This window comes from Paenisporosarcina sp. NPDC076907 (assembly GCF_050269735.1).
Classification (GTDB): domain Bacteria; phylum Bacillota; class Bacilli; order Bacillales_A; family Planococcaceae; genus Paenisporosarcina.
Genome location: NZ_JBNNIX010000001.1, coordinates 726,016 through 752,613, shown reverse-complemented (window position 1 = coordinate 752,613; position 26,598 = coordinate 726,016). Strand labels below are relative to the sequence as shown.

Below are 26,598 nucleotides of genomic sequence, written 5' to 3'. Positions count from 1 at the left end.
TTTAGATCTCATACCCATTTGGATTTTTTTCTTGCCACTTCCAAGAATCTTGACACATTTCATTTATTCCTCTTTTTGCTATCCAGTCTAGTTCGTTTTTTGCTTTTGTAGAATCTGCATAACAGATTGCTACATCCCCATGTCTTCTATCTACAATTCGATAAGGAATGTTAATACCAGAAGCTTTTTCAAAAGCTTCAATGATTTCTAAAACACTATAACCAGTTCCTGTTCCCAAATTAAATGCATCAACCCCATTTGAAAACATTACTTTCTCTAATGCTTTTAAATGTCCCTTTGCTAAATCTACTACATGTATATAATCTCTTACTCCAGTACCATCAACAGTTGAGTAATCACTACCAAAAACTTGTAATTCTTTCAATTTTCCTATCGCAACTTGTGTAATAAATGGCATTAAATTGTTAGGAACTCCATTTGGATTCTCTCCAATCTTACCGCTCTCATGCGCTCCAACTGGATTGAAATAACGTAATAAGATAATGCTCCAACTGTTATCAGAGCCATACAAGTCACGAAATATTTCCTCTATCATCAGTTTTGTCCGACCATAAGGATTTTCTGCGCTCAATTGAAAATCCTCTGAAATAGGAACTTGACTTGGAATACCATATACTGTTGCTGATGAACTAAAAACTAGATTTTTTACACCGTATTTTTTCATCACATCGCAAAGAATAAGTGTCCCAGTAATATTATTATGGTAATAATGAAGAGGTATAGAGACAGATTCCCCAATTGCTTTTAATCCGGCAAGATGAATAACAGCTTCGATTGCATTATTAGAAAACACCATCTCAAGCCCATTTCGATCAAGGAGATTAATATCATAAAACTTAATGTCTTTTCCTGTAATCTCTTTTACTCTAAGTAATGACTCTGGTTGGCTATTTGAAAAATTATCAAGAACTACTAATTGATAATTTGCTTTCAACAGTTCCACACAAACATGAGTACCTATATATCCAGCGCCTCCAGTTATTAATATAGACATCTGAAGAAAAACCTACTCTCTAATATTTACTATTTGTCTTTTTCCCCTTAGGATATTAAAAATTTTGCCTAATTGTTTTTTATTGAATAAATAAAACAATATAGAATAATTAAAATTTCTGGTATATTAAATCCATTTTCTTAAGTACTTTATACAGTGAGTATTTTTCTAATACTAACTTTCTCGATTTTTCCCCTAATTCAATTGATAATTCTTGATCTTTTAATAGTTTTAAACAATTTTCAGCTATTTTATCAGGAGATTTCACAGGTACTAAAAATCCATTGTACCCATCAATAACCAAATCCTTATTCCCTCTAATATCTGAAAGTATTACTGGAATTTCCATACTCATCATTTCCATTACTGATCTTGGTAATCCTTCTCTAAGTGAAACTAATAAACCTATATCGGTTATGCTTAAAATTTCCGGAATATTTTTCTGATAACCTAAACAAATAATATTATCTTCTAGTCCTTTTAGTTTTATCTCACCCTTGATGGAATCAAAGTTTAATCCATCCCCAACAAGCAAAATGGTGAATTTTTCATATTCTTTTTTAATAAGTTCACATGCATTAACAATATCAATTTGACGCTTATTTCCATTGAATTCTGCTATATGAGATATAATTTTATATTCATTTGGAATATTTAGATTTGATTTTAAATTATTTTTCTCTTCAGTGGATAATTGTTTTGGAGTGTATTTGTCTGTATTAACTCCTACGCCTTCTATATAATTAACTTTACTTTCTTTAAACATTTTTTGTGCCACTTTTAAATCGTCTCTATTGATAACAATAATTTGATTAGTTTTTAAAGCAGCTAATTTCTCAGCTAAAAAAAAGCAAAAATTCGTGAATTTTTTTCCATTTTCATTAAAATGAAAACCATGAGCAGTATAAATTAATTTTGTGGATTTCGGGGCTACAAGTCGGCTAATAAATGAAGCTATTGGTGTGTGAACATGTAAAATATCGTAACTTTTATTTTTTAATAGTATCCACATACTAAAAATCGACTTAATATTATCTATAGATAATAGATTACGATTAAATGAAACGTTATGACTATGGATTCCAAGTACTTCTTGTTCTAATTTAGCTTTATTTTCAATTCTTGTTGCAATTTCCACTTCAAATCCTTGCTCTTTTAGTCTAATAATATGCGGAATTAAAAATGCAGAAATTGTCTGTTGAACTGTTGTAACGATTAATATTTTTTTCATTATTTACCTCTTTAGTCTATTTTCGTACCAATTTTCTTTAGATTGAAACATATATCCCAATTGATTAATGTCCTCTAAAGACACACCACTTTAAATCTAATAAAAATTTGATTTTATCCTCGCTAAACCTCTTTTTTATTATTTTGGAAGGAACACCACCGACAATTGTATAAGGTGGTATGTCTTTTGTGACGATTGCTCCTGCAGCAACGATTGCCCCGTCTCCTATAGTAACACCTTGCATAATAACTGAATTACTACCTATCCAAACGTCATTTCCTATTAAGGGTGGTGTGTTTAATTCATCAAAATAAGGACTACTCTTAAAAATATTTCCTTCTCCATATGTAAATGGAGATGTTGATATATAATTTACCGGATGTTGATATAAACCTATTTGGCAATTATAACCTATTGAACAATACTTCCCGATTATTCCGGACATTACTATACTACCATCATTTATATAGGAGTAATCAGAAATCGTTACATCTTTTCCAATTAAAACATTCTTATTAATTCTACATTTTTTTCCCAAAATAACATTTGCGCCAATTAGGTCCGAGTAAATTATTCTTCCTGGATATTTCTTGCGTTGGATTTGAAGTCGAATGTATGCCTTCATAGATGTTGGTACAAAATCTCTATAATTCAATTGAACATACCTACTTTCAAATATCAATGCCAGGCAATGGAGTATTTATTATTGATAATAAAGTTTGAGAAGCTAGATTTTTTTCTTCACTAATAAGATTAAAATTTCTTTTCTTAACCAACTGATTTTCCATATTTAATTTAACGCAAAACTGATAAATTTTTTCCTTACAAAAAGATTTGAAAATTAATTTTCGTGAACAATAATCCCCAATTATTTCCCTTCCATAAGTTTTTATTATTTTTCGATCTGTTTTACAACTTAATGTATAATTATTAATATTTATCTTATTATTTTCTCTATAAAAAAAGAGAGGTTCATTTAATTTTGAAAAAGTAGATTTATTTAATGTTCTTATCCAAATTTCATGGTCTTCTGCACGCGGATAATCTTCAGAATATGAATTTTTTATAAACCAAGATGCTTTACCAAGAACGGTAGGATGAATATATAAACCCTTTTCTAAAATACTTTTAGGTTTCAGATCCAATTCTGAAGTAGCTCTTTTCCCTGTCACTTCGCTTTTTTCATTTATAATATACGTTGAGGTACCAACTAAATCAATTTCTTTATTTCTTTTCAAATAATTTATTTGCTTCATTATTCTATCAGGATGCATTAGATCATCTGCATCCATTCTTGCAATATAACTACCTTTTGCAATTTTAGTAATTTCATTAAGTCGGTAGGGAAGACCTCTATTCAAACCATCACTAATTACTTTTATTCTTTTATCTTTTATTGACTTTGCAATTTCCAAGGACGAATCTGAAGATCCATCATCAATCAAAATTAATTCCCATTCTTTATATGTTTGTGCAAATACAGATCTAATAGAATTTAGAAGTGTTTTTTCAGAATTATAAAAAGGTATACCAATAGTAACTAACATATATTCACTCCTTAAAGTAATCCGTATTAATTGGATAAATCATTTTTCTACCTAAATCTCGAATAATTTTCTTAACGAACTGACTAACTAATTATTTTGATTTAATACAATTAAAGTTACATTGCTAACATAGAAAATATATTTTATTTTTTCTTATAAAGACTGTTAAATATACTTTCAATCTTAGGTATAATTACAAGCGGACTAAATTCACTTGCTCTACCTTTAGCTTTAATTGAATAATCCTTCATTACTTTTGGTTTTACAAATAAATTTTCAATTGCTTTACTTAAATTCACAGAATCTTCAACAGGCACCAATATACCATATTCTCCACTGTTTAATAATTCCTCTGGTCCACTTGGACAGTTAGTCGAAATTACGGGTACTCCTAATGACATTGCTTCGCCTAATACCATTCCGAACCCCTCAAATCTTGAACTTAATACAAATAGGTCTGCCTTTTTCATCCAAGAATATGGATTTGATTGGAACCCCGGCAAAAAAACAGTATTGGAAACTCCCAACTTTTTAACTAATGATTCTAAATGAGATCTTTCTTCTCCTTCCCCTAGGATAATTAAATTATGTTCGTAACCATTTTTAATTAAATTCGCATGGGCAGTAATTAAATATTCAAAACCCTTTTGATAAGTAAGCCGTCCCATTCCTAGAATCATAGGTATACTACTGTTGATATTAAAATTAATATCAATATCTTCATCAGCAAGTTTAGATATAACATCCATAGGAAGTGGGTTATAGACTGTCACTATTTTCTTTTCTAGCGATGGAGAGATTTCAATTAGTGAGTTTCTAGCTCCATTAGAGACAGCAATCACTACATTTAATAAGGGATACAGTAACTTTATAAGAATTTTATGTGAAAACTTTTTAGCGTGTGGAAACTCCTTCAAGTTAATGTGTAACCAACCTACTCTTGGTTTATTTAATAAGGTTCCAGCAATAATTGCTAAATAAGTTGCAGTTAACTCTAAAGCACCAATAATTATGTCATTATCTTTTGAAAATTTAATAACTTGTTTTATAATTCTATATAGATTTTTAGTAATACTGTCATTTTGGTTTAATATACTTATTAATTTAATATGATCTGGCACTAAATCCCAATAAACACCTTCTTTTTTAATTAATAGTAATGTTATATTAAATTTTTCCTTATCTAAGTCTTTTATTATATTTAGAGTTACTTTTTCCGCACCTCCTCCTTGTAAACTTGGAAGAATAAATAATAAATTCTTTTTAGACATTTCCACACTCCTAAAGAAACTTCATTAAGATTTCATTTTTTTTAAATGGATATTTAGTACAAAGAAAGATATTAAAAACTGTACAATTACAGAAATAGTTATAGAAATTCCAACTCCAAATAATCCGAATTTTGGAGTCAATACTAAATTAGCAAGAAGATTGAATAAAATTACTACTAAGACTATTAAAGGTTGAATTTTAAATAATCTAGCAGTGGTTAGACCAAACCCAATAAACGAATTTATATAAGTAATTGTTGAGGCTACTATTAATATAAGGAAAATATTATTATAGTTAGCGAATTCTTGAGTATAAAGATTAACGAGAATGCTTTCACCGAATAATAGAGCAATTAATAGGCCAGATAAACCAATAATAAACCCAATAAACCCCAGTTTATTTAATAAGTTTTGAAACTTATCAAATTCATTATTTGAATAATATTTTGCTAATTTCGGGCTCACAGACTGCCCTATAGAATTAATTATAAAGGTTCCGGCTATCATAATATATGCAATAGAAGCAAAAACACCTAACTCTTCTATCCCTCTATATACTTCAACAAAATATCTGGGAATATTTTCATTTAATGATATTAATAGCATTACACTGCCCAATGGTAATCCTTGCTTAACAATTTCAATAATCTGGTTCCTGTTAAATCGCAATGAAAATTCAGTGAATTTATTAATCTTTGGTAAATCAATAAAAATAAGTATCATTATCCAAACTAATGATATTCCAAAAGTTGCCAGAATAATATTGCCGGTCAGTTTAATCACAATAGTCACAATTAGCAAAGAAGAAATTCCTTTTACCAGAATTGATTTTGCAATCAAATCCATTCTTTCATTTTTTTGAATTAAACCGAAGCTAACATCACTAATGGACTCAATTGCTTTTGAAACCCCTATAAAAAAGATAATCATCTTTGTTTCTAATTGGTGATTGCTAAATAATAAAATAAAGATAATTAAAACCATGGAAATACTTACAGTAACCAACCTAAGCATAAAAAACGAATTAAATTCATTTTTATTCTTATAATCGGTAATTACCAATGATCTTAATTGTAGATTAGTAAACATATAAAAAGGTGCAGTTATGGCCAATGCAAGTGCATATTGACCGACCATTGATGGGTTTCCTATTTTAGATAAAACTGATATTATTCCCCATTGGCTTGCAGCATAAATTAAATTCGAAAAAAATGTCCAAGAAATGTTTCTTCTTAATGAAAGAGATTTATTACTCTTCATCACATATTACCTAATTTCCATGTAAAATTTTATAGAATATTACTACTCTTCTTAAAATAAAACATCTTTATTGTAGTTAATTGTTGTTAACAAAAGCCACAATTACTGAATTGATTGAGTAGTTTTATTTTAAGATTCACTGAGACGAAACGTTATGTTGTTTTGATCTACTTGAAAAAATTTTTATAATTATCGAATATCACTCCATAGTCTTGATTAATGACTATATTTTTTATTAAATCACTATTAACATCCGTTTTTTCTAAAAAAATAGAATCTTTTAAAATTGAAATTTTATTTTTTTTATTTTCTTTCCCTAATATCCTAATAATCAATGAATACATTTCCACCAGTGACGTTCTTCTACCTGAACTATAGGAGTAATAAATATTTTTATCATTGGTGATAAAAAAATCATTGAAACATCTATTAATTACAGAATCAACAAATAAAAAATCTCTTTTTGTTTCTATTAACTGTAAATCTTCATGATTTAATATTTTTGAGAAAATAGTACTTATTATTGCCTGATTAGATTCTCTTGGACCAAATACGTTTGGAAGTAATATTATCTTAATATCTATTGACATAGTCTTTGCGACAACTTCAATATATTTTAAATAAGTATCATTCAAACTATTAAACATAGACTCATAAAAAGTATTTATACTTCTATATCGATTTACATGAGTTAAAATTAGCAATCTACAGTTGATTTTCCGAACAATTTCCAACAACTTGTTTATTACTGACATTAATATATTGTCACTGCTCTTACTTAAATTTATTGAGTATAGATCAAATAAATCATAAAAATTAAATACTATATAATCAGGTCTATAATCTTCTAATGCTTTGAAATTAATCTCTGATAAAGAATAGAACATATCATTCGCACTTAGATATATTCTTATATTTTCGCGGGGATAATCAATAATAACTGGAGAATGACCAAATTCGATAGCTAATTTTTTTTTCATCCAATGACCTATAAAAGTTCCGCCACCTAGAATTATACCTCTCATTTTATCACTCACTTTTTATGTACTATGTCTTATAGTTATATATTCAAACTAATTCTGTTAAAGTAAATAAAACAATATACAACAAAAATTTTGTTCATTATGTTGAACTAAATTTACACATTACGAGTTTAAAATAAAGTCTCCGGTCCTAGCTCGATAAGACAATATTTATGAATAGCGGATTTTTGTTTAAATTCTTTATTACATACAGATATTGTATATACTCCATATGAAAAAGTGTATATATTTTCGATAGAAAGTACATCAAATGAATCCAACGGCATTTCTAACCCTTTTCCAATCCATTTTACATATGCTTCTTTTCTTGTCCATACCTCAAAAAAACGGTTATTTTGATCTTCTTCTCTACTGTAGATATAATTTTGCTCATTTTCAGTAAAAAATCTTTTTGGGATACGTTTATTAAAATTCTTAATTCTTTCAATATCAATACCTACATAACATGCTGAAATAGCGCAAACCATAATTCCTTTTGTGTGCGAGATATTATAATGAATATTAGGGGAGTTCACTAAAAATGGTTTTCCATACTTATTTTTCTGAATTAATACACTACCCTGTATTTTTAGGTATTTTTTTAATATATATTTAATAAATACCTCTGATGAAATCTTGGACTCAATTTTTGCTATAAATATAGTCACCATTTTTCGATAAACCTTAGTTTAAATTTATCTGCTATGCCAGCTATCTGTACCCCTAGTTTTTTTATACTATAAGAGAAATTCATGAATATGCCCTGCTTCTCCATGACCTGGAAATATAATAGACGCCTGAGGTAAAGACTTTAAAAATGGTAACGTAATTTTTTCATACTCCTTTTTACTACCACCTGGTAATCTTGTAATAGTCGGCACACCTTTTATTAAGCTGTCTCCTGTAAATATATATATATCATCTATTATGATACAAACGCTGCCTTGAGAGTGACCAGGAGATTTTATTATTTCAACTTTGTGATTTTCCCATTTAAAGCTCTTATACTCTTGAAAAACCTCATCTGCATTACAGCTATAGGGTTGAATATTTTTATCTGCAATCTTGTCCTGAATCTCTTTCGCTGAAAAAAGAAAGAGTGCCTCAAAGTGGGCTGAAGCATTATACCTTGGGCTTGGTAAATTTTTTGCACACTGCTCTATAGCAATCACCCTGCAATTTAAATTATCCTTTAGCCAGTTAATCCCTGATATATGATCATAATGTTCGTGAGTAGGCAGTACAATTACATCTACTACCTTCCTATCATTCAACAATTCTAAGGCATCTACATCAACACAAGGGTCTACAATCAACGCCTTTTCATTTGAAATTATCATATACATCCTTGAATCTATTGGATCAAATGTGAAACTATAAAGTTCACAATTAACAATCTGAAATAAGCATTTCACAAAAATCCATTCCCCCAAGTTCGATAGTCATAGCCCCCCAGGACAAACCAGAACCAAAAGCAGATAGGCAACAATTAAATGTGTTATCAACGACCTTTTGTTTCAAATTATGCACGATATTTATTGGTATAGATGCACCACTTGGATTACCATAGTTCTCTACAATGTTCATTGGAACCTTTTCATAAGGTATATCTAGCTTTTCTGCAAGTTTTTTAAGCATAAACTTATTTGGTTGATGAAATAGGTACCAATCTATATCTTCTTTGCTTTGTCCAGAAAATTGTAATGTTTCCTCAATTAACGGTGGCACTTCAGTCTGAACAAACGTAAAAACATCAGATCCATTCATCTTTAAGTTATCAAGACTTCGTAGATTCCCATCGTTTTCTAAATCATTCATTACAGCAGTTTCAGCTGAACTAGCTAATCTTGAACCTCCTGCAGGGATTTTTAGTGCTTCTCCTCGACTTCCATCATTGTAAAGATAAAAATGTATATCCTTTGCATTTGAATCATTTTCTACAATAGTAATCCCTGCAGCATCTCCTATTAGTGGATAACTGTTTCTGTCTTTCGTTGAAACCTTTTTACTTAGTGTATCCACATTAAACAAGACAACCTTTTTATCACCAAGATGCTCTAACTGCATAAAGGACTGTATCAATCCATACAAAAACGCAGTACATCCTTGACTGATATCCGTGCATAACACACTTTTATCTAAACCACACTTACCATGGATTATATTACTAACATGAGGTATAAAATGGTCAGGAGTCGTTGTTACTACTACAATAGCTCCTATTTCCTCCTTTTTAATTAAACCTTTTTCAAACATATGATTTAAACCAAATACACATAAATCAGAGCTTGCAGTGCTATCTTTCACAACACGGTGTTTTTCATATCCCATAACCTTTTTTAGACGCATAGTCTGTTTTTCAGGGAAGGTATAGTTCTGCACTTCATCTTCAAATCTTATTTCATTTTGCGGAAGTACGCCTAATAAACCTGTTATTTTCTTTCCTTGAAAAATGGTTTTCATACAGTTCCACCATTTTTACTAATAACATTAGCTATCGCTTTTACACTACTAAAGTTTTCAGGAAGAATGTCTAATGCATCAATTAATATATTGAACCTTTCTTCCACTTCTGAAACTAAAGAAATGATGTCAAATGAATCTAGAAATCCATCAAATATAAAATCATCGCTACTCTTAAAATCATTTTCCGGACGTAATTCAGTTAGAATTTCATAAATCTTTTCCATAGTTAAACTCCTTCGAATATCATAATATAATCAACAAGTCCATCTTCTACAAAATTATACTTGTGATATTTATCTATTGCATATTGATTATTTATTTCCACCCATAATTGGCAAGCAACATCTTTAGGTGAATGTTTAAATTTATAAATTAGTAAACTGTCTGCTATACCTTGTCCCCTAAATTTCTGATCAACAACTATTTGATAAAGGTAATTCAAACGTTCTCCCAATGACTCAAAATATGCAAGGCCCACAATCTTATCTTGTTCAATAACAACTGCAATTTCTTGATTTTTGATTGAGGTCAATAACTTCTCTTTAGTTGGTAGATGAGATGTGTATATATCAAATTCACCATATAAAATGTCCATTATTTCAGAAACCTGGTTTTCAATTGCTATTGAAACATTCGATATATTTTTTTCTGAGTATTCTTGTCCTACTCGATTCATTCTAATTAATTTATTATGTTGTTTAAAATTAACTTTTCTTAATTCAGTTAGAACATTCTCAATTTGAGTACCTTTTCCGATAATTTCTGCAACAACTGGCTTATTAAAATTTCCAGGTAGAATATTTCTAATTTGTATAAGTGATTCAAGAGATGTAGCATAAAAATACAAACGAATTAATTGTTCTTCTTCATTTAAGATAATGATCACATCTTCTGATTTCTTTACATTTATACTTTCCATATCGAGCATCGATTTTAGTTGTTGCATATTAAAGAAGGAATTGGTAATGAAATTTTTTTTATTTCTTCTCCTAAGTTCATTAATATCATCAACCAATTTCTTATATATGCTCATTAACTAACTCCTTAAGCTTCAATCTATCAATTTTCCCATTATTATTTAATGGCATCTCAGTTATTTGTATGAACTTATTTGGTATCATATATTTTGGAAGTAAGAGTCTACTCCCTTTAATAATATAGTTTTTATCTACTTGACCTTCATAAAAAAGAATAATTTTACTACTAACGGCATCATAAACACAACAACATAAGTTAATTTCTTCAAGCGAATTAATGGCAGTTTCTATTTCACCTAATTCAATTCTATGGCCCATATGTTTTATTTGAAAATCCTTACGAGAGAGATACATAACTTCCCCATTAATATTATACTTTGCAATATCTCCAGTTCTGTATATTAATTCAGGATAGTGTTTATTAAGTGGGTTTTGCACAAAAACTTCTGCAGTTTTTTCTGGATTATTATAATATCCTAATGCTAGTGATGTACCTCTAACACAAATTTCGCCTGATTCTTCTATTTCAACTAAATTATTTTTTTCATTAAGTATCAAAATATCACTATTCCTACATGGAATACCAAGTGGTAAAGGTTCATCATCTCTAAATTCTCTATCAACAATATAATAGAGACAATCCACTGTAATTTCAGTAGGGCCATATAGATTAGCGTATAATGCACCTTGGACATATTTCCTCCATGTGTTCAGTTGTTTGTTTGGCATTACTTCTCCGGCAAATAAAATTTTTTTCAAATAGTGAGGAATAACACCCTCAAAGGTTCTCAAATTTGCAACTGAACATATAATCGACGGTACCCAAAAAACGATGTTTATTTTATTTTCATTTAAGTATTCTATTAACCTAATAGGGAAAGAGAATACTTGTTTAGGTACAATAAACATAGTACTTCCATTACGTAAAGTGCAAAAAATATCTAACACTGAATTATCAAAATAAAATGGAGCCTGATTTGCAAAACGTTCATCTTCTGTTATGTTGAACGTTTGACTAACCCAATCAATATAATTAATCACAGAACGATGACATATTGTAACGCCTTTAGGAGTCCCCGTTGAGCCTGATGTAAATAATACATAAAGTGGGTCTGTATCGATCATATTATTACGAATTTTCGTTAATAGTGCATCATTAACTTGTGTTTTTAAAGCTTCCTCAAATACAATTATCTCAGCATTAACAATAGAATTAATTTGTTTTACAGTTTCCAAAGAAGCTTTATCAGTTAATATTGCAAAAGGTTTTAAGGTATTCATCACATTATTTATACGTTGATAAGGCATATCATAATCAATTGGTGAATAAAAATTGCCGCTATATGCTGTGGCTAAAAATGAGACTATACAATTAACACCTTTTTCCATAAAAATCGCTACCGGACGTTTGGTTTTGTTTAAATCGGCAATTTTTGTTGCAATTGCTTTTGACTTTTCCTTTAATTGAAAGAATGAAATATCGGAAATAGAATCCACGTAAGCTAATTTATCTGGAAAATTTTCAACCGACTCCTCTAAATATTCAATTACATTTATTCTCACAAAAGACACTCTCCATTTTCTAATAATTATTCGTTTCGTAATTTACAACTCGAATATCTACAAAAATCTTCCACCGTCAACAAAAAGTCGACGACCAGTAATAAATTTTGACATATCGCTAATTAAGAAAGTAATTGCCGCAGCAACATCATCAGGTTGGCCTATTCCCATAATTTGAGCTTCTTTAATTTTATTACTATCAATTGAATTTTCTTCTGACCTCTGTGAATTTTCTGTTGCAATTGCTCCTGGTAGTACACTATTAATTCTAATGTTTTTCTTTGCTAGTTCAATAGAAAGTGCTTGTGAAGCAATATCCAAGGCTGCTTTTGAAGCAGAGTAATTTGTTTGGCATTGTTCTGCTTTATCGCCTGCAATTGATGATATACCAACTATACTACCTCCATCACTGAATTTCTTTTTAGCATATTGACGAACAAGTTCAATGAATGAAAAATAGTTTATATTCATTTCAGCAATCATCTTTTTCTTTGTCAGTCCATTTAATGGTATTACTTGCGCAATTCCAGCGCAATGAACTAGACCATTCAGCTTAATCCCATCTTCTATTGCTAGATTAAATATAGTGCTCATATCTTCAATTTCTGCAAGATCAGCAAGAATCTTGATATGACTACTTCCTTCTAATTGTTCAAACGTTTCATTTAATCTTACTTCGTTTCTTCCAATAACGACTAGACTAGCTCCCAACTTTGATAAATACACACATGTCGCTCTTCCTATTCCGGATGATGCTCCTGTTACAAGTATTTTTCTATTAGTTAAGTCTAGTGGGTTAAATTCATTTTTATTATTCACTATCTAATCACTCCGATTTAAAAGTTCATGCTAACAATTTAGCTCACCATTACACAAAGTGCGTCTTCAATTGTCTTGAATTCTTTAATTTGAAAACCTTTAATTTGTATATTAAACTCTTCATCCATCAATGCAATAAAAGAAATAATTGCTATACTGTCCCATTCTTCTAAATCAGCTAATATTATTTCTGGTACGAGTGTACCCTTCTCTAGTTCCATCATTTCCTCAAGCATTTCTAACTTTTCTTTTTCTGTCATTTTAGTAACCTCCAATTAAATAAATTGCTTATTATTGCGGATGATGCACCTGTTACAAGTAGTTTTTAGTTAGCTACTAGGTTAATGGTTTAAATTTATTTTCCCAATATCTGAATACACTGCTTCAAACCGTTCACTTAACAAATTACTTCACCATTACAACAAGTGCATCTTCAATTGTCTTAAATTCTTTAATTTGAGAACCCTTAATTTGTTTATTAAATTCTTCATCCATAAGTGAAATGAAAGAAATAATTGCTATACTGTCCCATTCTTCAATATCAGCCAATAACTTTTCTGAGGTAAGTGTCCCCTCTTCTAGTTCCATCATTTCCTCAAGCATTTCAAGCTTTTCTGTTTCTGTCATTACAAAAACCTCCAAATTAATAAATTTTTTATTTAAGTATCATTGCTGGATTCCCAATCATCGTCTTACCAGGCTTTACATTCGTAAAAATTACTGCACCTGCACTTATTTTTACATAATCACCAATCTTTCGACCAGGAATAATTAAAGAGTTTGCCCCCATAAACACGCACTTGCCTATTGTACAATTACCATTAACAGAATTCCCACCCATTAAGGAACAACCATCACCAATAACACAATCATGTGCTAAACCTGAATTTGAGTTTAGTAAAACGAAGTCTCCTACAGTCACGTCAGGATTTATGCTGGAGTTAGGACAAATAATATTACCAACACCAAATTTTACCCTCTCTCTAATCTTTGCTGATGGGTGAATAAAATTGATAAACTCGGCACCCTTCTTTTGGAATTTTCTTCCTATATCTAATCTGAATTTACCATCCCCAATTGCACAAACATAGACTGCATTTACTTCAATTTTATGCTCAGATATTGTTCCGAGGATAGGATAACCAGTATCAATACCGTTAAATGCATTCAGATTGTCATCAATAAACCCCTTAACTATCCAATTACAATCTCCATACTCCATAATCTCAATGGCATAACTTAATAACTCTCTCCCAAAACCTCCAGCACCTATAATAATTAAATTCTTCATTTCGCTTTTCCCCTCGACTAACTTAATATTTTCTAATAAATCATAAATTACAGTACAAGTTTATCTAGATATAAAATGGTTATATTAAAAGTTCATTTCCATACCTAATACCTTAAAAAATATATTACTTATTTAATATTTATATATTACACTCACCGAATTGTTCTATCACTGCCTTTAAATGCCTCCATTGTTGCAGAAGTTTCTGAATTAATACCTTCTCTTACAAAGACCTTTTTAAGAGTTAGAAAAATAATCTTCCAATCTCCAATAAAACTTACATGATCCACATATTTTATATCGAAATCGAATTTATCGTCCCATGTAATAGCATTTCTACCACTAATCTGCGCTAAACCTGACAAACCTGGTCTAACCTTATGACGACGCTTTTGATGCTCATTGTAAAGCGGTAGGTACTGTACCAGTAAAGGTCTTGGTCCTACAATTGACATATCACCTTTAATTATGTTAAAAAGGCCAGGAAGTTCATCGAGAGATGTAGAACGTAAGAATATCCCAAACTTAGTCAATCGAACACTGTCTGGGAGCAACGTCCCCTTCTCATCTTTCCCATCCATCATCGTTCGAAACTTATACATCATAAAAATTTCTTCATTCATCCCTGGTCGTTTCTGCTTAAAAAGCACCGGACTCCCAAGCTTAGTTCTTACAAGAAAAGCAACCATCAAAAAGACTGGGCTTAGAAAGATAATAGCCATCAAAGAAAGTACGAAATCCATCGGCCTCTTAATAAAACTTCTATAAATGCCGCTGTTAAAATCCTTCATTATTAATTCCACAACCCTTTAATTATTTCCACTACTCTTTTCAAATCTTCATCCGTCATCTTCGTATCACTTGGCAAACAAACCCCATTCTCAAACAACTTCTCTGATACACCTTCGCCAACAAAATCATATTTCTCAAAGAACGGTTGCATATGCATAGGCTTCCAAACAGGTCTTGATTCAATATTCTCTCTTTCAAGAGCATCCATAATGTCAAAAGGTCTTACCCTGCTATATAAAGTCATTGAACTTAACCAATAATTAGGATCATCCCATTCATTACTAGGCATCATTTCAACACCCTCTAAATAACCAAGTTCTCTCTTATAAAACTCATAAATATATTTCTTCTTTGCAACTCTTTGACTTAAGACTTTTAGCTGTCCTCTGCCAATCCCAGCAACAACATTACTCATTCGATAGTTAAATCCTAATTCACTGTGTTGATAATGTCTTGCTTGATCTCTACTTTGAGTTGCCCAAAACCTAGCCTTAGCAATTCTTTCTTCATTATTAGAGACCAACATCCCACCGCCAGATGTAGTAATAATCTTGTTGCCATTAAATGAAAAGATTCCATAGTCCCCAAAAGTTCCTGTATGCTTCCCTTTATAATAAGTTCCTAAACTTTCAGCAGCATCTTCAATTAATACAACATTGTGTTTCTTGCAAAGGTCTACTATTTTATCCAGATCTGCAGACAAGCCATAAAGATGTACCACTATGACTGCCTTCACTTCCGGATATTTTACAAAAGCCTCTTCCAAGGCTTTAGGACACATGTTCCAAGTAGCGTAATCACTATCGATAAAAACTGGTATGGCATTTTGATAGATGATTGGATTGGCTGTCGCTGAAAATGTTAGCGTAGGACAGAAAACAATATCTCCTTCACCCACACCAGCTGCTCTTAAGGCTAAATGTATTGATCCTGTACCAGAAGAAAGAGCCGCTGCTGCGTTTGATCCAACCATAGTTGCCAGTTCTTTCTCAAATTCATTCACATTCTCCCCAAGTGGAGCGATCCAATTAGTATCAAAAGCTTCCTTTACATATTGCAATTCAAAACCTTCATCACTCATGTGTGGTGATGAAAGAAAAATTCTTTCTCCCATTTGTTAAACGTCCCTTCGTTGTAAGGTTACTCTAAATGTAAAGAGCATTTAGAAGTTTAATACTAAATTGGAATTCAAATGCTCTTTCATCCAATTAACTACTAATCCACTAACATAAAAGTAAAAGATACTGCCCTAGTTCATACTAGAACTAGGGAAGCTTATCTACCTAACTTCTTTCTTCACTAATAAGCCTTCGAGATACTCTAGCAACTCTTCTCTCAATTCCTCATGCTGCAAAGCAAACTCAATCGTAGTCTTCACAAACCCAATCTTCTCCCCAACATCAAACCGCTTACCCTCAAAATCATAAGCAAATACACGTTGAATCTGATTCAATTGTTCAATCGCATCCGTCAATTGAATCTCTCCACCCGCTCCTGCCCCTTGTTTCTCAAGGAAATTAAAAATCTCTGGTGTTAATATATAACGCCCCATAATAGCAAGATTAGACGGTGCAGTTCCCATAGCTGGTTTCTCTACAAAATTATTAACTTTATAAAGTCTTCCAGCTCTTTCAAGTGGTGCAATAATCCCGTACCGATTTGTTTCATTATCAGATACTTGTTGCACACCAATGACTGAAGCACCGGTTTCATCATATTGATAAATTAATTGTTTTAAACATGGTGTCTCAGCTTGAACAATATCATCACCCAGAAGAACTGCGAAAGGCTCATCGCCAATGAATTTCTTCGCACATAACACCGCATGTCCAAGTCCAAGGGGTTCTTTTTGACGAATGAAGTGAATTTCAACATTTGAGCTTTCTCTTACTTTCTCAAGTAAATCGAATTTCTCTTTTTGAATTAAGTTTTCTTCTAGCTCAAACGCGTGATCGAAATGATCTTCAATCGCTCTTTTCCCTTTACCTGTCACAATAATAATATCTTCAATACCAGATGCAATTGCTTCCTCAACAATATATTGAATCGTTGGTTTATCCACAATCGGCAACATTTCTTTGGGCATCGCTTTTGTCGCAGGCAGGAAACGTGTACCTAGCCCTGCAGCCGGAATAATCGCTTTTCTGACTTTCTTCATGACCCTTACCTCTTTCTTATATCGCATTTTTATAATAAATGATCTATTTTTTATTATTCCAAGTATTCATACACACAACAAAAGGACGTTTAACACGTCCCCAAATCACCCGACAACATTCATCATCTGTTTTAAACTAGGAACCTCAACATTCTTACGATTAGCAACGCCAACCAAAGTCTCTTTCAACTCAGAACCCGCTAAAGTTGGAATCTTCTCAAGCAAATAAAACAGCTCATGTTTCGTAATCGGCGTAGCCTTCCCAATATAAATCTTCGGAAACACTACGTCGCTCTGACGTTCACTTTCATTCATCAACTCTTCAAACAACTTCTCACCAGGTCGTATTCCAGTCTCTCTAACTTCAATCTCTCCTTCTGAATAACCAGAAAGTCGAATTAAGTTCTTTGCAAGATCTACAATCTTAACCGGTTCACCCATATCCAAAACAAAAACTTCTCCGCCATTTGCTAGAGTTCCTGCTTGAATGACAAGTCTAGAAGCTTCCGGAATGGTCATGAAGTAACGAGTCATACGTGCATCCGTTATGGTTACAGGACCACCCTTGGCAATTTGCTTCTTAAATAAAGGAACAACGCTACCACGAGATCCTAAAACATTCCCAAAACGTACAGCCGCGAATCTGGTATTACTGTTCTTTGCTAAGTTCTGTACAATCATTTCTGCAAAGCGTTTTGTTGCGCCCATTACATTTGGAGGGTTTACAGCTTTATCTGTAGAAACCAATACAAAGTTACTAACTCCGAACGTATCCGCCGCTTCTGCCACATTCTTCGTACCGAAGATATTGTTCTTAACAGCTTCCATCGGATTATATTCCATCAATGGCACATGCTTATGTGCAGCCGCATGATAGATGACGTCCGGTCGATACTGATCAACAATGTCGAAGATTCTCGCGCGGTCTTGCACGTCCGCAATCACAGGGCAAAGTTCTGTTCCTTTTCCTACTATCCCGCGCAATTCTTGTTCAATCAAATAAATCGAGTTCTCACCATGGCCCAATAAAATTAATTGTTTCGGACTGAATCTCATCACTTGTCTGCAAATCTCTGATCCTATCGACCCGCCCGCTCCCGTAACTAGGATTGTTTTGTCGGTAATGTTCTCAGAGATTACTTTCATATCCAACTGGACTTCTTCTCGTCCTAGTAAGTCTTCAATCTTCACGTCACGAATTTCGTTAACCGATACTTTACCTGTCATGAGGTCTTCAATTCGTGGAATCTGCTGTGTTTTTGCACCGGAAGCCACACAAATTTTTATGACGTCTGCCAATTCTTGTTTCGATAGAGATGGAATCGCAATCACAATGTTTTCCACGTCATGTGTTTTTACGATTTCGGGGATGTCTTTTAAATATCCCCATACTTTTACGCCGTAGATTTCCAAAAACTGCTTTGATCGGTCATCATCTATAAATGCCACAGGTTGTAGTTCTGCCTCACTGCTATTCAACAACTGACGTGCCACCATTGTCCCTGCTGCGCCCGCTCCGACAATTAATGTGCGTTTTTTCATATTAGTTTTTGAATGTTTGAATTTAGAGTCCGCATAGACTCGCCATGAAAAACGCGATCCACCTAGTAAAATGACATGTAGCATCCATGTTAACGCCAGGACACGCCAATAAATGTTTTGTTGAAGAGCAAATTGAATGACCATTACTGCTAAAATTGTAAAACTTACCGCACGTACGATGGATTTCATTTCCCCCACTGATGCATACGACCACACTTTGCGATATAAACCGTAGCGCCATGCAAAAAAGTGATGAGCTATGAAAATGGCCAGAGAACTGACCACCAACATTTCATTTGTAAAAATATTAAAGTAAGGATGAAGGACAAAATAACCAGCATATATGGAGAACAATACAATGATTGAATCGAGCAGAATCAATAAATATGTTCTTTTTTTTATGGTCATCATCCTTACCTCCCTCTGTATTAGTTGATTAAACAATCCCAAACAGCTTCTTTCGTTGATGAATTCTTTCTGGTGGGAGTTTGGCAATGGCAATGCCATTCAACACATCCCGGGCATTGGTTGCAAATGCATCCACGCCATCTCTACCAAACTCTCGCTCCACGACTTTCCAAGCAGCTTTCCACTGGAAGGCGCGGTTGCCTGTATTATGGGCATCTGAAGCGATGACATGAGCTAACTGATGATCCAAAAATTTGATGGACGTCTTTTGGATTGACTTCCCAAACTTCCCGGCCAGACTGCCCGCCGTTACTTGGGATAACGCACCATTTTTAATGAAACGGTATAGACGATCCGGATTTTTGACGAACTCACTGTTACGCTCAGGATGAGCAATAATTGGTGTGTAACCTTTTACTTGAATGTCATAAAACAATTGATCGGCATATTTCGGCACATCAGATGACGGGAATTCGATCAAGACGTAATTGGAATCGTTCAACGACAGCAACTCATCGCCTTTTTGTAAATCCTCTACCAGGTCCCCATAAATACGAATCTCCTGTCCAGCCATTACAGACAAAGGAATGGATTGTGACCGTAATTCGGCATTTAATAACGCCACATGTTTCTCTACCTCAAATTTGCTGTTTAAATAACTTGGGTGTTTATGATGTGGTGTAGCAATGATTGTGCTTATGCCCTCTGCCACCGCTTGTCTGGCCATTTCTAAACTACCCTCTAGTGATGGTGCCCCATCATCGAGTGTCGGTAATATATGCGCGTGGATATCAATCATCATTATGCTCCTTTCGACCTACTTCGTTATCAAATAACACTAAATTCACTATCTATCTAATAGATTAGCATTATTTCACACTGGAAGAAAGGGAAAAATTGTTATTTGTTTGATTAAAAAGTCATCAATTACTTCCGTAGTAATAGTAGTATTGTGAATCTTTTGCTTTTTTCTTGTTTAATACCGCACCAAGTAATTTGGACTTGGCATTTATCAAGATATCTTTCGCTTTCACTGCCGCATCTACATCCGTATCTCCACTGCTGAAAACTAGAATGGAACCATCTACTTTATTCGCTAAAATTTGCGCGTCCGTTACAGCCATAATGGGTGGGGTATCAAAAATCACCATATCGTATTTCGATGCCACGTTTTCGATGAACTGTTGCATCGATTCGGAACCAATCAGTTCCGCTGGGTTTGGTGGAATTGGACCGCATGTCAAGACATGTACATCTTTTATAAATGTCATTTGGATTGCATCATCCAATGTAGCTTGTTTTGTAAGGACATTCGTCAAGCCCTTCGTATTTGTTAAACGGAATGTGTAGTGAACCGTAGGATTACGCAAATCAGTATCAACGATTAGTGTTTTTTTCGCTTGCTGGGCAAACACAATTGCCAAATTAGCTGCCGTAGTGGATTTCCCTTCACCCGGTGCCGTAGAAGTAATCAATATGGTACGAATAGGTTCATCGATTGACGAAAACTCAATATTTGTGCGCAACGTTCTGTACTGCTCTGAAATCGGTGAACGCGGTGATTCATGTGTAATCAACTGACGTTCTTTCGTGAATTTTTGCTTTGACTTTTTCTTTCCTTGTTTATTGCTTCGACGACTATTTTCCATTACAGCGTCTCCCCTTCTTGCGGTCGTGTTTGCTGGAACTTATCGAGCTTGCTCTGTTCTTTCCGCTCCATCGATGAAATAGCACCGATGACAGGGATATCCAACAGCTTTTCAATCTGTTGCTCACTCTTAATTGTAGTATCGAGGTATTCCAATAAGAAGGCCAAGCCCACTCCAAGCATTAAGCCAACAACCATAGCAATCGCCATATTCAACGGTTTGTTTGGTTTAATCGGACTTTGTGTATCAGTTGCAGTAGCTTGCGATAATATGCTAACATTGTCCACATTCATAATGTTCGAGATTTCACGTTGGAAAACACTTGCCGTTGTGTTAGCAATGTCGCGTGCAACGAACTGGTCCGGATCTTGTACAGTAATTGTCAACACTTGAGATTCACCAACTGCTGACACGGTGATTTTCGAGTTCAATCCCTCCGTCGTCAATGTATCTAAAGCCAAATCTTTGCGAACGATATCTAAAATTGCCGGACTCTTAATAATTACGTTATATGTGTTAATTAATTGCAGATTTGTTTGTATGTCACTAACATTTAGAATGGGCGTTTCAGATTTCTCTTGATTGACCAAAAGTTGAGTGGATGCTTGATAAATTGGCGTTACAAAAAAGTAACTAACGATTCCGCTAATTAATGTCGCTAGAATGGTTAGTGTCAGAATTAATACGATCCGTTTTTTTAATGTGTGAAATAGTTCCTGCAAACTGATAGTTTCTTCCATGGCTGTGCATGTCCCCCTAGACAGTAAATAATATGTCATATTATAGCACATTAAAACATTGTCTATTGAACTATTTTGCATGTAAACTACTAAAATGTTGGTAAAAATGGGTATTTATTACCACTTATCTTGTAAAAATTTTGTCACATGTAAAGTACTAGAATAGTGCCACTATTCTAGTACTTTACATGTGGCTTTTTTTTATTGAAATATAGTAGTTTTTTGAGATTCGAAAGAAGCATCACGCTGTTGTGGGGTTCTTTATTTTTTTGTGGAGGTTGGACACAATTTGAGGAACAATTGTGTCCAGCCTCGAGTGATACATACCGCTAGAGTGCAGCGTCCATTTCTGCTACAAAACTGCCCCTACTGGATCAGGCGGCGACACAAATACAAAACATTTGTGCCGCCGTCTGCCGCCGTTTATTTCTCACTCTTGAACGGAGTATCACGCTGTGTCCACTTACTTTATCTTTTCTTTAAAGAAACACAAAAGGAGCCAGCGGTTGCTGACTCCTTTTGTGTTTTTTCATTTAGATCATTTAGGGCGTTTGATTGGTGCTGGTGCTGCTGCTGGTTTAGCTGCACCTTGTCGTGTTACTGAGATATTTTGTGTTGCTTCGTGACCGACCAAATCAACCACTTTTAGTTCGAAATCGTTTTTGCCAACTTCCAAAGGAAGCTCTACTTCAACTACTTGGCTGAAGTTTGACATTCTGTATGGCTCTGAAATTTCTTTAGCGAACACTTCACTGCCATTCAAGTATAGGCGAATTTCATCAAAGTTGTCTCCAACTCTTACTTTAATCACTTTGCTCGCAACATTTGCTTTCACAGAAGTTGGAACAGTGTTTGCGACCGCTTTAACTGTTGGTTTTGTCGAATCCACGAAGACTTTACGTGCGATTGACATTTTGTTATCAAACTCATCAATTGCTTCTACGCTCACGTTTTGGACACCATCAGCCATTACCAATGTGTGTTTGAACGTTTTGCCGTCGAATGAAGACGCTACTTCGCCATTGATTTTCAATGACTTGATGTCTGAATCATCTTCAACTGTTCCAGATACCAATACTTCAGACGAATTGTGATAGCCGAAGAAATCAGGCGTTGTGATAAAGATTACTGGCTCTACTGTTTCTGCTACATTTTGTAGTGTGAATTTCTGCTCTACTTTGTTACCAGCGATATCCCATACTTTGACTGTAATATCATCGCCAGGCATTGCGCTTGCCACTACATATGATTCAAGTGTTGCAGCTTCTTTTACTTCTTTGCCATTTACTAATACTTCAACACGGTCAATTCCGACTCCACCTGCGTTGTCTGCCACACTAGCAAAAGCAAGTGTTTTCGTAGAAGCGTCGAATGAAACATCAGCAGTCGGTACTTTTGTATCTACCATAATCGGGTACTTAATTTCTTGCCATTCTGCTCCTTCAAAGTCAATCACAGCACGTAATTGAATTTGGTATTGTCCATCAGCAACTTGGCGGTAGTTAACTTTTCCATCCCACCCATTTGCCGCACTATACGTGTATGCCGGGTTTGTTGCAGAATCGATATAGTCTTTCGTCAAGTTAGATGCTGTGCGGATTGTACGTAATTTGTTACCGTTTGCATCCAACACGTTGACTTCGAATTTCTTCGCATTACGCATTAAAGAGTAAACCGGAATCGCTTTATCAATGCTGCCATCTGCGTTAGGAGAGAAAGCAAATTTCGATGGGTCGAAATCTTCACCTAAAGAAGGACCTGAGATAAAGTTCCCTTGCTCATCTGCCAATGCTTGATAACCCCAATACGTGTCATCATTCCATAAGAAGTCATCAAAGATTGATGCATCATCCCATGAACCGTTGAATCCGAAGAAAGGTACATGTAATGGTACGTTTCCTGTTGTTTCTTCATTCGGGTCAGTTAGTGACACAAATCCGTCAATGAAGAATCCGTTTACGAATGTCTCAAAACCTTCCATGTCTTTCAATGCAGATGCATCGACAGAAACTTGGATATCCACTGCCCCGTTACCTGGGATTGTTATTTTGCTAGGAGCTTGTACATCTACTAAATCCGTTACGATGTTAGATCCTGCAATGTTTGGTACAACGACATCATATCCACCTGTTGTTAGTGCATAGTCTGTTTGAAGTTGAACGTTCACATCAAAGTTTTTCTTTTCCCATGAATAGTTTTTCGCTCTTAATGTGAATGTGAATTTACCATCTTTGATTTCTTTCAATGCAACTTTCGCTTCACCAGTTGCTTTGTTTGTTACCATTACATCCGTTTCCAAAGCGTTCGCAATTTGCATGATTCCAGCACCTTGACGACGTGGGGATACGTATTCTTTCATTCCACCATACTCAGCAAGAACAACTGGTTTAGCTGTGTTCATCATTAAGTTTTTAACGAATTGCACACGTTTTGCACCAGTTAACTTGAACTGTTCATTTACACGTTCCATAACCAATGCTGTACCACCTGCTACATGTGGCGCTGCCATTGACGTACCGCTCATTAAACCGTATTCGTTGTTATTGAACGTCGAGAAGATATTTCCACCTGGAGCTGTGATTTCAGGTTTGAAATCCAAGTTCGGTGTTGGACCCCAAGAAGTGAATGTAGACATTTTGCCAGCCGTCGGACTTGCTGTTTCGATATATTCCCCATTGAATCCGACAGTTACAACTTTCCCTGAATCTAGACCCGCCTTCATTGCCAATCCATCCACTTGAAGTGTAGACATGTATGGAATCGTGATTTCTGAGCTTGAAGCCATACTGATTGTTCCAGCCGCATTGTTGTATACAATGACAGCGGCTGCACCAGCAGCTTGTGCATTCAAACCTTTTTCAACGAAAGGAATGCTTCCGCGTGAAACTAATGCAATTTTACCTGATAGGTCCTTACCAGCGAAATCAGCCGGAGTACCAAACCCTGCAAACACGACTGGGTATTCTTCTAGTGGAAGATCGTTCGGTTCTGCGTCATTTGCCAGCAAGAATAAAGCTTTACCAGCTTCTGCGCCGTCAAATTCATAACTGAAACTTGAAGCCGTAATGTGGCTATTTTCGAATGAAGCAACACCAAATGAATCTTCAGACGTCGATGGTGATCCCGTTAAACCGTAATCTTGATTGTTAGCCATCGGATAGAATGTACCTGATCCGAACATATCGGAGTTCCCTGCAGAAATCGCTACTAACAAACCATTGTCTTGCGCGCGTGAAACAGCTTGTTGCTCAGGACTGCTGTTATCTACATAACCAGCTGTTGATCCAAGTGACATGTTCAGAACGTCCGCACCTAACTTGATTGCATCGTCCATCGCTTTCACATAAATATCACCATATGTTGATGGGAATAACGGATCATTACCGAATACTTTAAGTGCTAAAAGTTGAGCTTCTGGAGCTACCCCTTTAATACCACCATTTTCTTCGTCACCGTTCGCTGCAACTGTACCACCAACGTGCATACCGTGCATCGATGCTCCCGGACCTAAGTCACGGATTTCCTGGTTACCATCCATATAGTTGTAACCGAAAGGCACTTTCGCAGTGAAATATTTACCTGGTTCAATTGCACCTTTGTTAATCAATTTATTTACTCGTGTAGATGTAATGTCGCCTGACGCGTCATTTGTTAAGACCATGTCACGGTGTGTGGAGTCAATCCCAGTATCGATAACCCCTACGACCATGCCTTCGCCTTTAAAGTTATATTTTTCCCAAGCAAGTTGTGCTTGAACTAATCCAGCAGAGTGAGTCATATTCGGTTCTTCTAAAGGACGATCATATTCAGTAGATTCGTGTACAGCTTTTACTCCCGTTGTAGAAGCAATACGTGCTACGTCTTTTGCATCTACTTCAGCAGAAAATCCGTTGAATACAGCTGTGAAGTTCTCTTTTACTTTCATGTTTCGCGCAAATCTCGAGATGTTTGCACGAACATTCACTTGGTCTTTCTCAATTGCCGCTTCCAAACTCGTACGTTGGCTTTCCGGCAGTTCTTTATATAGCACACCTTTTTGTGTAGCTGTTTCAATTGCCGGTGCTTTTTCAAGTTCTACGATAATACGTACTTTCTCACTTGGATTTTCCGGTGTTACTAATCGTGCCGGCATTTTCGGAGCCGGTTTTTGTAATTGAATCGTTGGAATCTGTTTTGCTAATTGCGTTGCTGCCGTAGGAGCTGGTGCACCAAATGATGCTGTGCTAAGTGCTAACGACGTAGCAATTGCTAGGATCATACTCTTTCTTTTCATTCCCAATCTAGTTTCCTCCCCAATTATGTTTCACAAATTAGACGAACTTTACAAATATATTAAGTTTCCAACTAAAATGTGTGACAATTAGAAATTTACCATATATTTCGATTCTTGCAAATACTATTTTCATCTCCTTGTATTACATTTTGATTACAAATTTATGCAGTAGAGGAAAAAATGACGCTAAATATTATTTTAGTAGTACTTTAGTTGTTATCTAATAGTTACTTAGACTTAAAATTACGGTGTTTATAATGCTTTTCTAATATATTAATTCTAAAAATCTATCATTTTCCGTTTTTAAAAAGAAAGAATCGTACATTGGAGTTTCTCCAGGTAGACAGTTTTGCGTTTCAGGTAGACAGAATTTCATTTCAGGTAGACAGAACCACGTTTCAGGTTGCACAAAATGAAAATAGACGAGCATCGGACTATCACATAAACGCAAAAAGGCAAGACCGAAGTAAGGCTACGTAATCACTATTGGAATCGGCGAAGTGGAGAGTCTATTCGAGTTCATAGGAGGTCTATTCGCGTTCATATACTTTCTGATTACATAAAAAAATCCATC

General features: G+C 34.4%; 25 protein-coding genes. All 25 read right to left on the bottom strand.

Going from position 1 to position 26,598, the window contains the following annotated elements; all coding sequences use genetic code 11:
* Position 1: 1 nt before the first annotated feature.
* The 25 genes from galE to ACQKEV_RS03590 all read right to left on the bottom strand — a co-directional run bounded on the left by galE (position 2) and on the right by ACQKEV_RS03590 (position 26,024).
* Positions 2 to 1,015 carry a UDP-glucose 4-epimerase GalE gene (gene galE / locus ACQKEV_RS03710; RefSeq protein WP_427443482.1) on the bottom strand — a complete coding sequence of 338 codons (1,014 nt, stop codon included), beginning with the start codon at positions 1,013 to 1,015 and terminating at the stop codon, positions 2 to 4.
* Positions 1,016 to 1,124: 109 nt separating this feature from the next.
* Positions 1,125 to 2,246 carry a glycosyltransferase family 4 protein gene (locus tag ACQKEV_RS03705; protein ID WP_427443480.1) on the bottom strand — a complete coding sequence of 374 codons (1,122 nt, stop codon included), beginning with the start codon at positions 2,244 to 2,246 and terminating at the stop codon, positions 1,125 to 1,127.
* A gap of 64 nt (positions 2,247 to 2,310) precedes the next feature.
* Positions 2,311 to 2,901, bottom strand: coding sequence for a CatB-related O-acetyltransferase (locus ACQKEV_RS03700; RefSeq protein WP_427443478.1), 591 nt, complete (start codon positions 2,899 to 2,901; stop codon positions 2,311 to 2,313).
* A gap of 16 nt (positions 2,902 to 2,917) precedes the next feature.
* Positions 2,918 to 3,793, bottom strand: coding sequence for a glycosyltransferase family 2 protein (locus tag ACQKEV_RS03695; RefSeq protein ID WP_427443477.1), 876 nt, complete (start codon positions 3,791 to 3,793; stop codon positions 2,918 to 2,920).
* A 143-nt stretch (positions 3,794 to 3,936) separates the two neighbouring features.
* Entirely contained in the window at positions 3,937 to 5,064 is a 1,128-nt protein-coding gene (locus ACQKEV_RS03690) for a glycosyltransferase (RefSeq protein WP_427443475.1), read from the bottom strand.
* Positions 5,065 to 5,088: 24 nt separating this feature from the next.
* The gene (locus tag ACQKEV_RS03685) at positions 5,089 to 6,324 is read right to left on the bottom strand and encodes an oligosaccharide flippase family protein (RefSeq protein ID WP_427443473.1); all 1,236 of its coding nucleotides are present in this window, start codon (positions 6,322 to 6,324) and stop codon (positions 5,089 to 5,091) included.
* A 167-nt stretch (positions 6,325 to 6,491) separates the two neighbouring features.
* On the bottom strand, positions 6,492 to 7,349 hold the full coding sequence (locus ACQKEV_RS03680; protein ID WP_427443471.1) for a hypothetical protein: 858 nt from the start codon (positions 7,347 to 7,349) through the stop codon (positions 6,492 to 6,494).
* A 128-nt stretch (positions 7,350 to 7,477) separates the two neighbouring features.
* Positions 7,478 to 8,017 (bottom strand): 4'-phosphopantetheinyl transferase family protein, encoded by a 540-nt coding sequence (locus tag ACQKEV_RS03675; protein WP_427443469.1) that lies wholly within the window; start codon positions 8,015 to 8,017, stop codon positions 7,478 to 7,480.
* 66 nt (positions 8,018 to 8,083) lie between these two features.
* The gene (locus ACQKEV_RS03670) at positions 8,084 to 8,761 is read right to left on the bottom strand and encodes an MBL fold metallo-hydrolase (protein WP_427443467.1); all 678 of its coding nucleotides are present in this window, start codon (positions 8,759 to 8,761) and stop codon (positions 8,084 to 8,086) included.
* A complete protein-coding gene (locus tag ACQKEV_RS03665; protein ID WP_427443465.1) occupies positions 8,736 to 9,809 on the bottom strand; it encodes a ketoacyl-ACP synthase III in 1,074 nt (357 codons plus the stop codon). Before ACQKEV_RS03665 ends, ACQKEV_RS03670 begins: the two co-directional genes overlap by 26 nt.
* Positions 9,806 to 10,036, bottom strand: coding sequence for an acyl carrier protein (locus tag ACQKEV_RS03660; protein WP_427443463.1), 231 nt, complete (start codon positions 10,034 to 10,036; stop codon positions 9,806 to 9,808). Before ACQKEV_RS03660 ends, ACQKEV_RS03665 begins: the two co-directional genes overlap by 4 nt.
* A 2-nt stretch (positions 10,037 to 10,038) precedes the next feature.
* Positions 10,039 to 10,845: a GNAT family N-acetyltransferase gene (locus ACQKEV_RS03655; RefSeq protein ID WP_427443461.1), complete on the bottom strand. Its 807-nt coding sequence runs from the start codon at positions 10,843 to 10,845 to the stop codon at positions 10,039 to 10,041.
* A complete protein-coding gene (locus tag ACQKEV_RS03650; protein WP_427443459.1) occupies positions 10,832 to 12,352 on the bottom strand; it encodes an amino acid adenylation domain-containing protein in 1,521 nt (506 codons plus the stop codon). Before ACQKEV_RS03650 ends, ACQKEV_RS03655 begins: the two co-directional genes overlap by 14 nt.
* Positions 12,353 to 12,409: 57 nt before the next feature.
* On the bottom strand, positions 12,410 to 13,171 hold the full coding sequence (locus tag ACQKEV_RS03645) for an SDR family NAD(P)-dependent oxidoreductase (protein WP_427443457.1): 762 nt from the start codon (positions 13,169 to 13,171) through the stop codon (positions 12,410 to 12,412).
* A gap of 38 nt (positions 13,172 to 13,209) precedes the next feature.
* Complete coding sequence (locus ACQKEV_RS03640) at positions 13,210 to 13,431, bottom strand: hypothetical protein (protein WP_427443455.1); 222 nt, start codon at positions 13,429 to 13,431, stop codon at positions 13,210 to 13,212.
* Positions 13,432 to 13,576: 145 nt separating this feature from the next.
* On the bottom strand, positions 13,577 to 13,798 hold the full coding sequence (locus ACQKEV_RS03635; RefSeq protein ID WP_427443453.1) for a hypothetical protein: 222 nt from the start codon (positions 13,796 to 13,798) through the stop codon (positions 13,577 to 13,579).
* 28 nt (positions 13,799 to 13,826) lie between these two features.
* Positions 13,827 to 14,462: an acetyltransferase gene (locus tag ACQKEV_RS03630; RefSeq protein WP_427443452.1), complete on the bottom strand. Its 636-nt coding sequence runs from the start codon at positions 14,460 to 14,462 to the stop codon at positions 13,827 to 13,829.
* Positions 14,463 to 14,614: 152 nt separating this feature from the next.
* Complete coding sequence (locus ACQKEV_RS03625) at positions 14,615 to 15,253, bottom strand: sugar transferase (protein ID WP_427443451.1); 639 nt, start codon at positions 15,251 to 15,253, stop codon at positions 14,615 to 14,617.
* A gap of 2 nt (positions 15,254 to 15,255) precedes the next feature.
* Positions 15,256 to 16,368, bottom strand: a complete 1,113-nt coding sequence (locus ACQKEV_RS03620) for a DegT/DnrJ/EryC1/StrS family aminotransferase (protein WP_427443449.1) — start codon at positions 16,366 to 16,368, stop codon at positions 15,256 to 15,258.
* A gap of 165 nt (positions 16,369 to 16,533) precedes the next feature.
* The gene (gene galU, locus ACQKEV_RS03615; RefSeq protein WP_427443447.1) at positions 16,534 to 17,412 is read right to left on the bottom strand and encodes a UTP--glucose-1-phosphate uridylyltransferase GalU; all 879 of its coding nucleotides are present in this window, start codon (positions 17,410 to 17,412) and stop codon (positions 16,534 to 16,536) included.
* Positions 17,413 to 17,517: 105 nt separating this feature from the next.
* Positions 17,518 to 19,362, bottom strand: a complete 1,845-nt coding sequence (locus ACQKEV_RS03610; protein ID WP_427443445.1) for a polysaccharide biosynthesis protein — start codon at positions 19,360 to 19,362, stop codon at positions 17,518 to 17,520.
* A gap of 28 nt (positions 19,363 to 19,390) precedes the next feature.
* Positions 19,391 to 20,161, bottom strand: coding sequence for a tyrosine-protein phosphatase (locus ACQKEV_RS03605; RefSeq protein ID WP_427443443.1), 771 nt, complete (start codon positions 20,159 to 20,161; stop codon positions 19,391 to 19,393).
* A gap of 124 nt (positions 20,162 to 20,285) precedes the next feature.
* A complete protein-coding gene (locus ACQKEV_RS03600) occupies positions 20,286 to 21,011 on the bottom strand; it encodes a CpsD/CapB family tyrosine-protein kinase (RefSeq protein WP_427443441.1) in 726 nt (241 codons plus the stop codon).
* Positions 21,011 to 21,751 (bottom strand): YveK family protein, encoded by a 741-nt coding sequence (locus ACQKEV_RS03595; protein WP_427443439.1) that lies wholly within the window; start codon positions 21,749 to 21,751, stop codon positions 21,011 to 21,013. The genes ACQKEV_RS03600 and ACQKEV_RS03595 overlap by 1 nt, the downstream gene beginning before the upstream one ends.
* A 538-nt stretch (positions 21,752 to 22,289) precedes the next feature.
* On the bottom strand, positions 22,290 to 26,024 hold the full coding sequence (locus ACQKEV_RS03590) for a S8 family serine peptidase (RefSeq protein WP_427444813.1): 3,735 nt from the start codon (positions 26,022 to 26,024) through the stop codon (positions 22,290 to 22,292).
* Between the last annotated feature and the right edge of the window lie 574 nt (positions 26,025 to 26,598).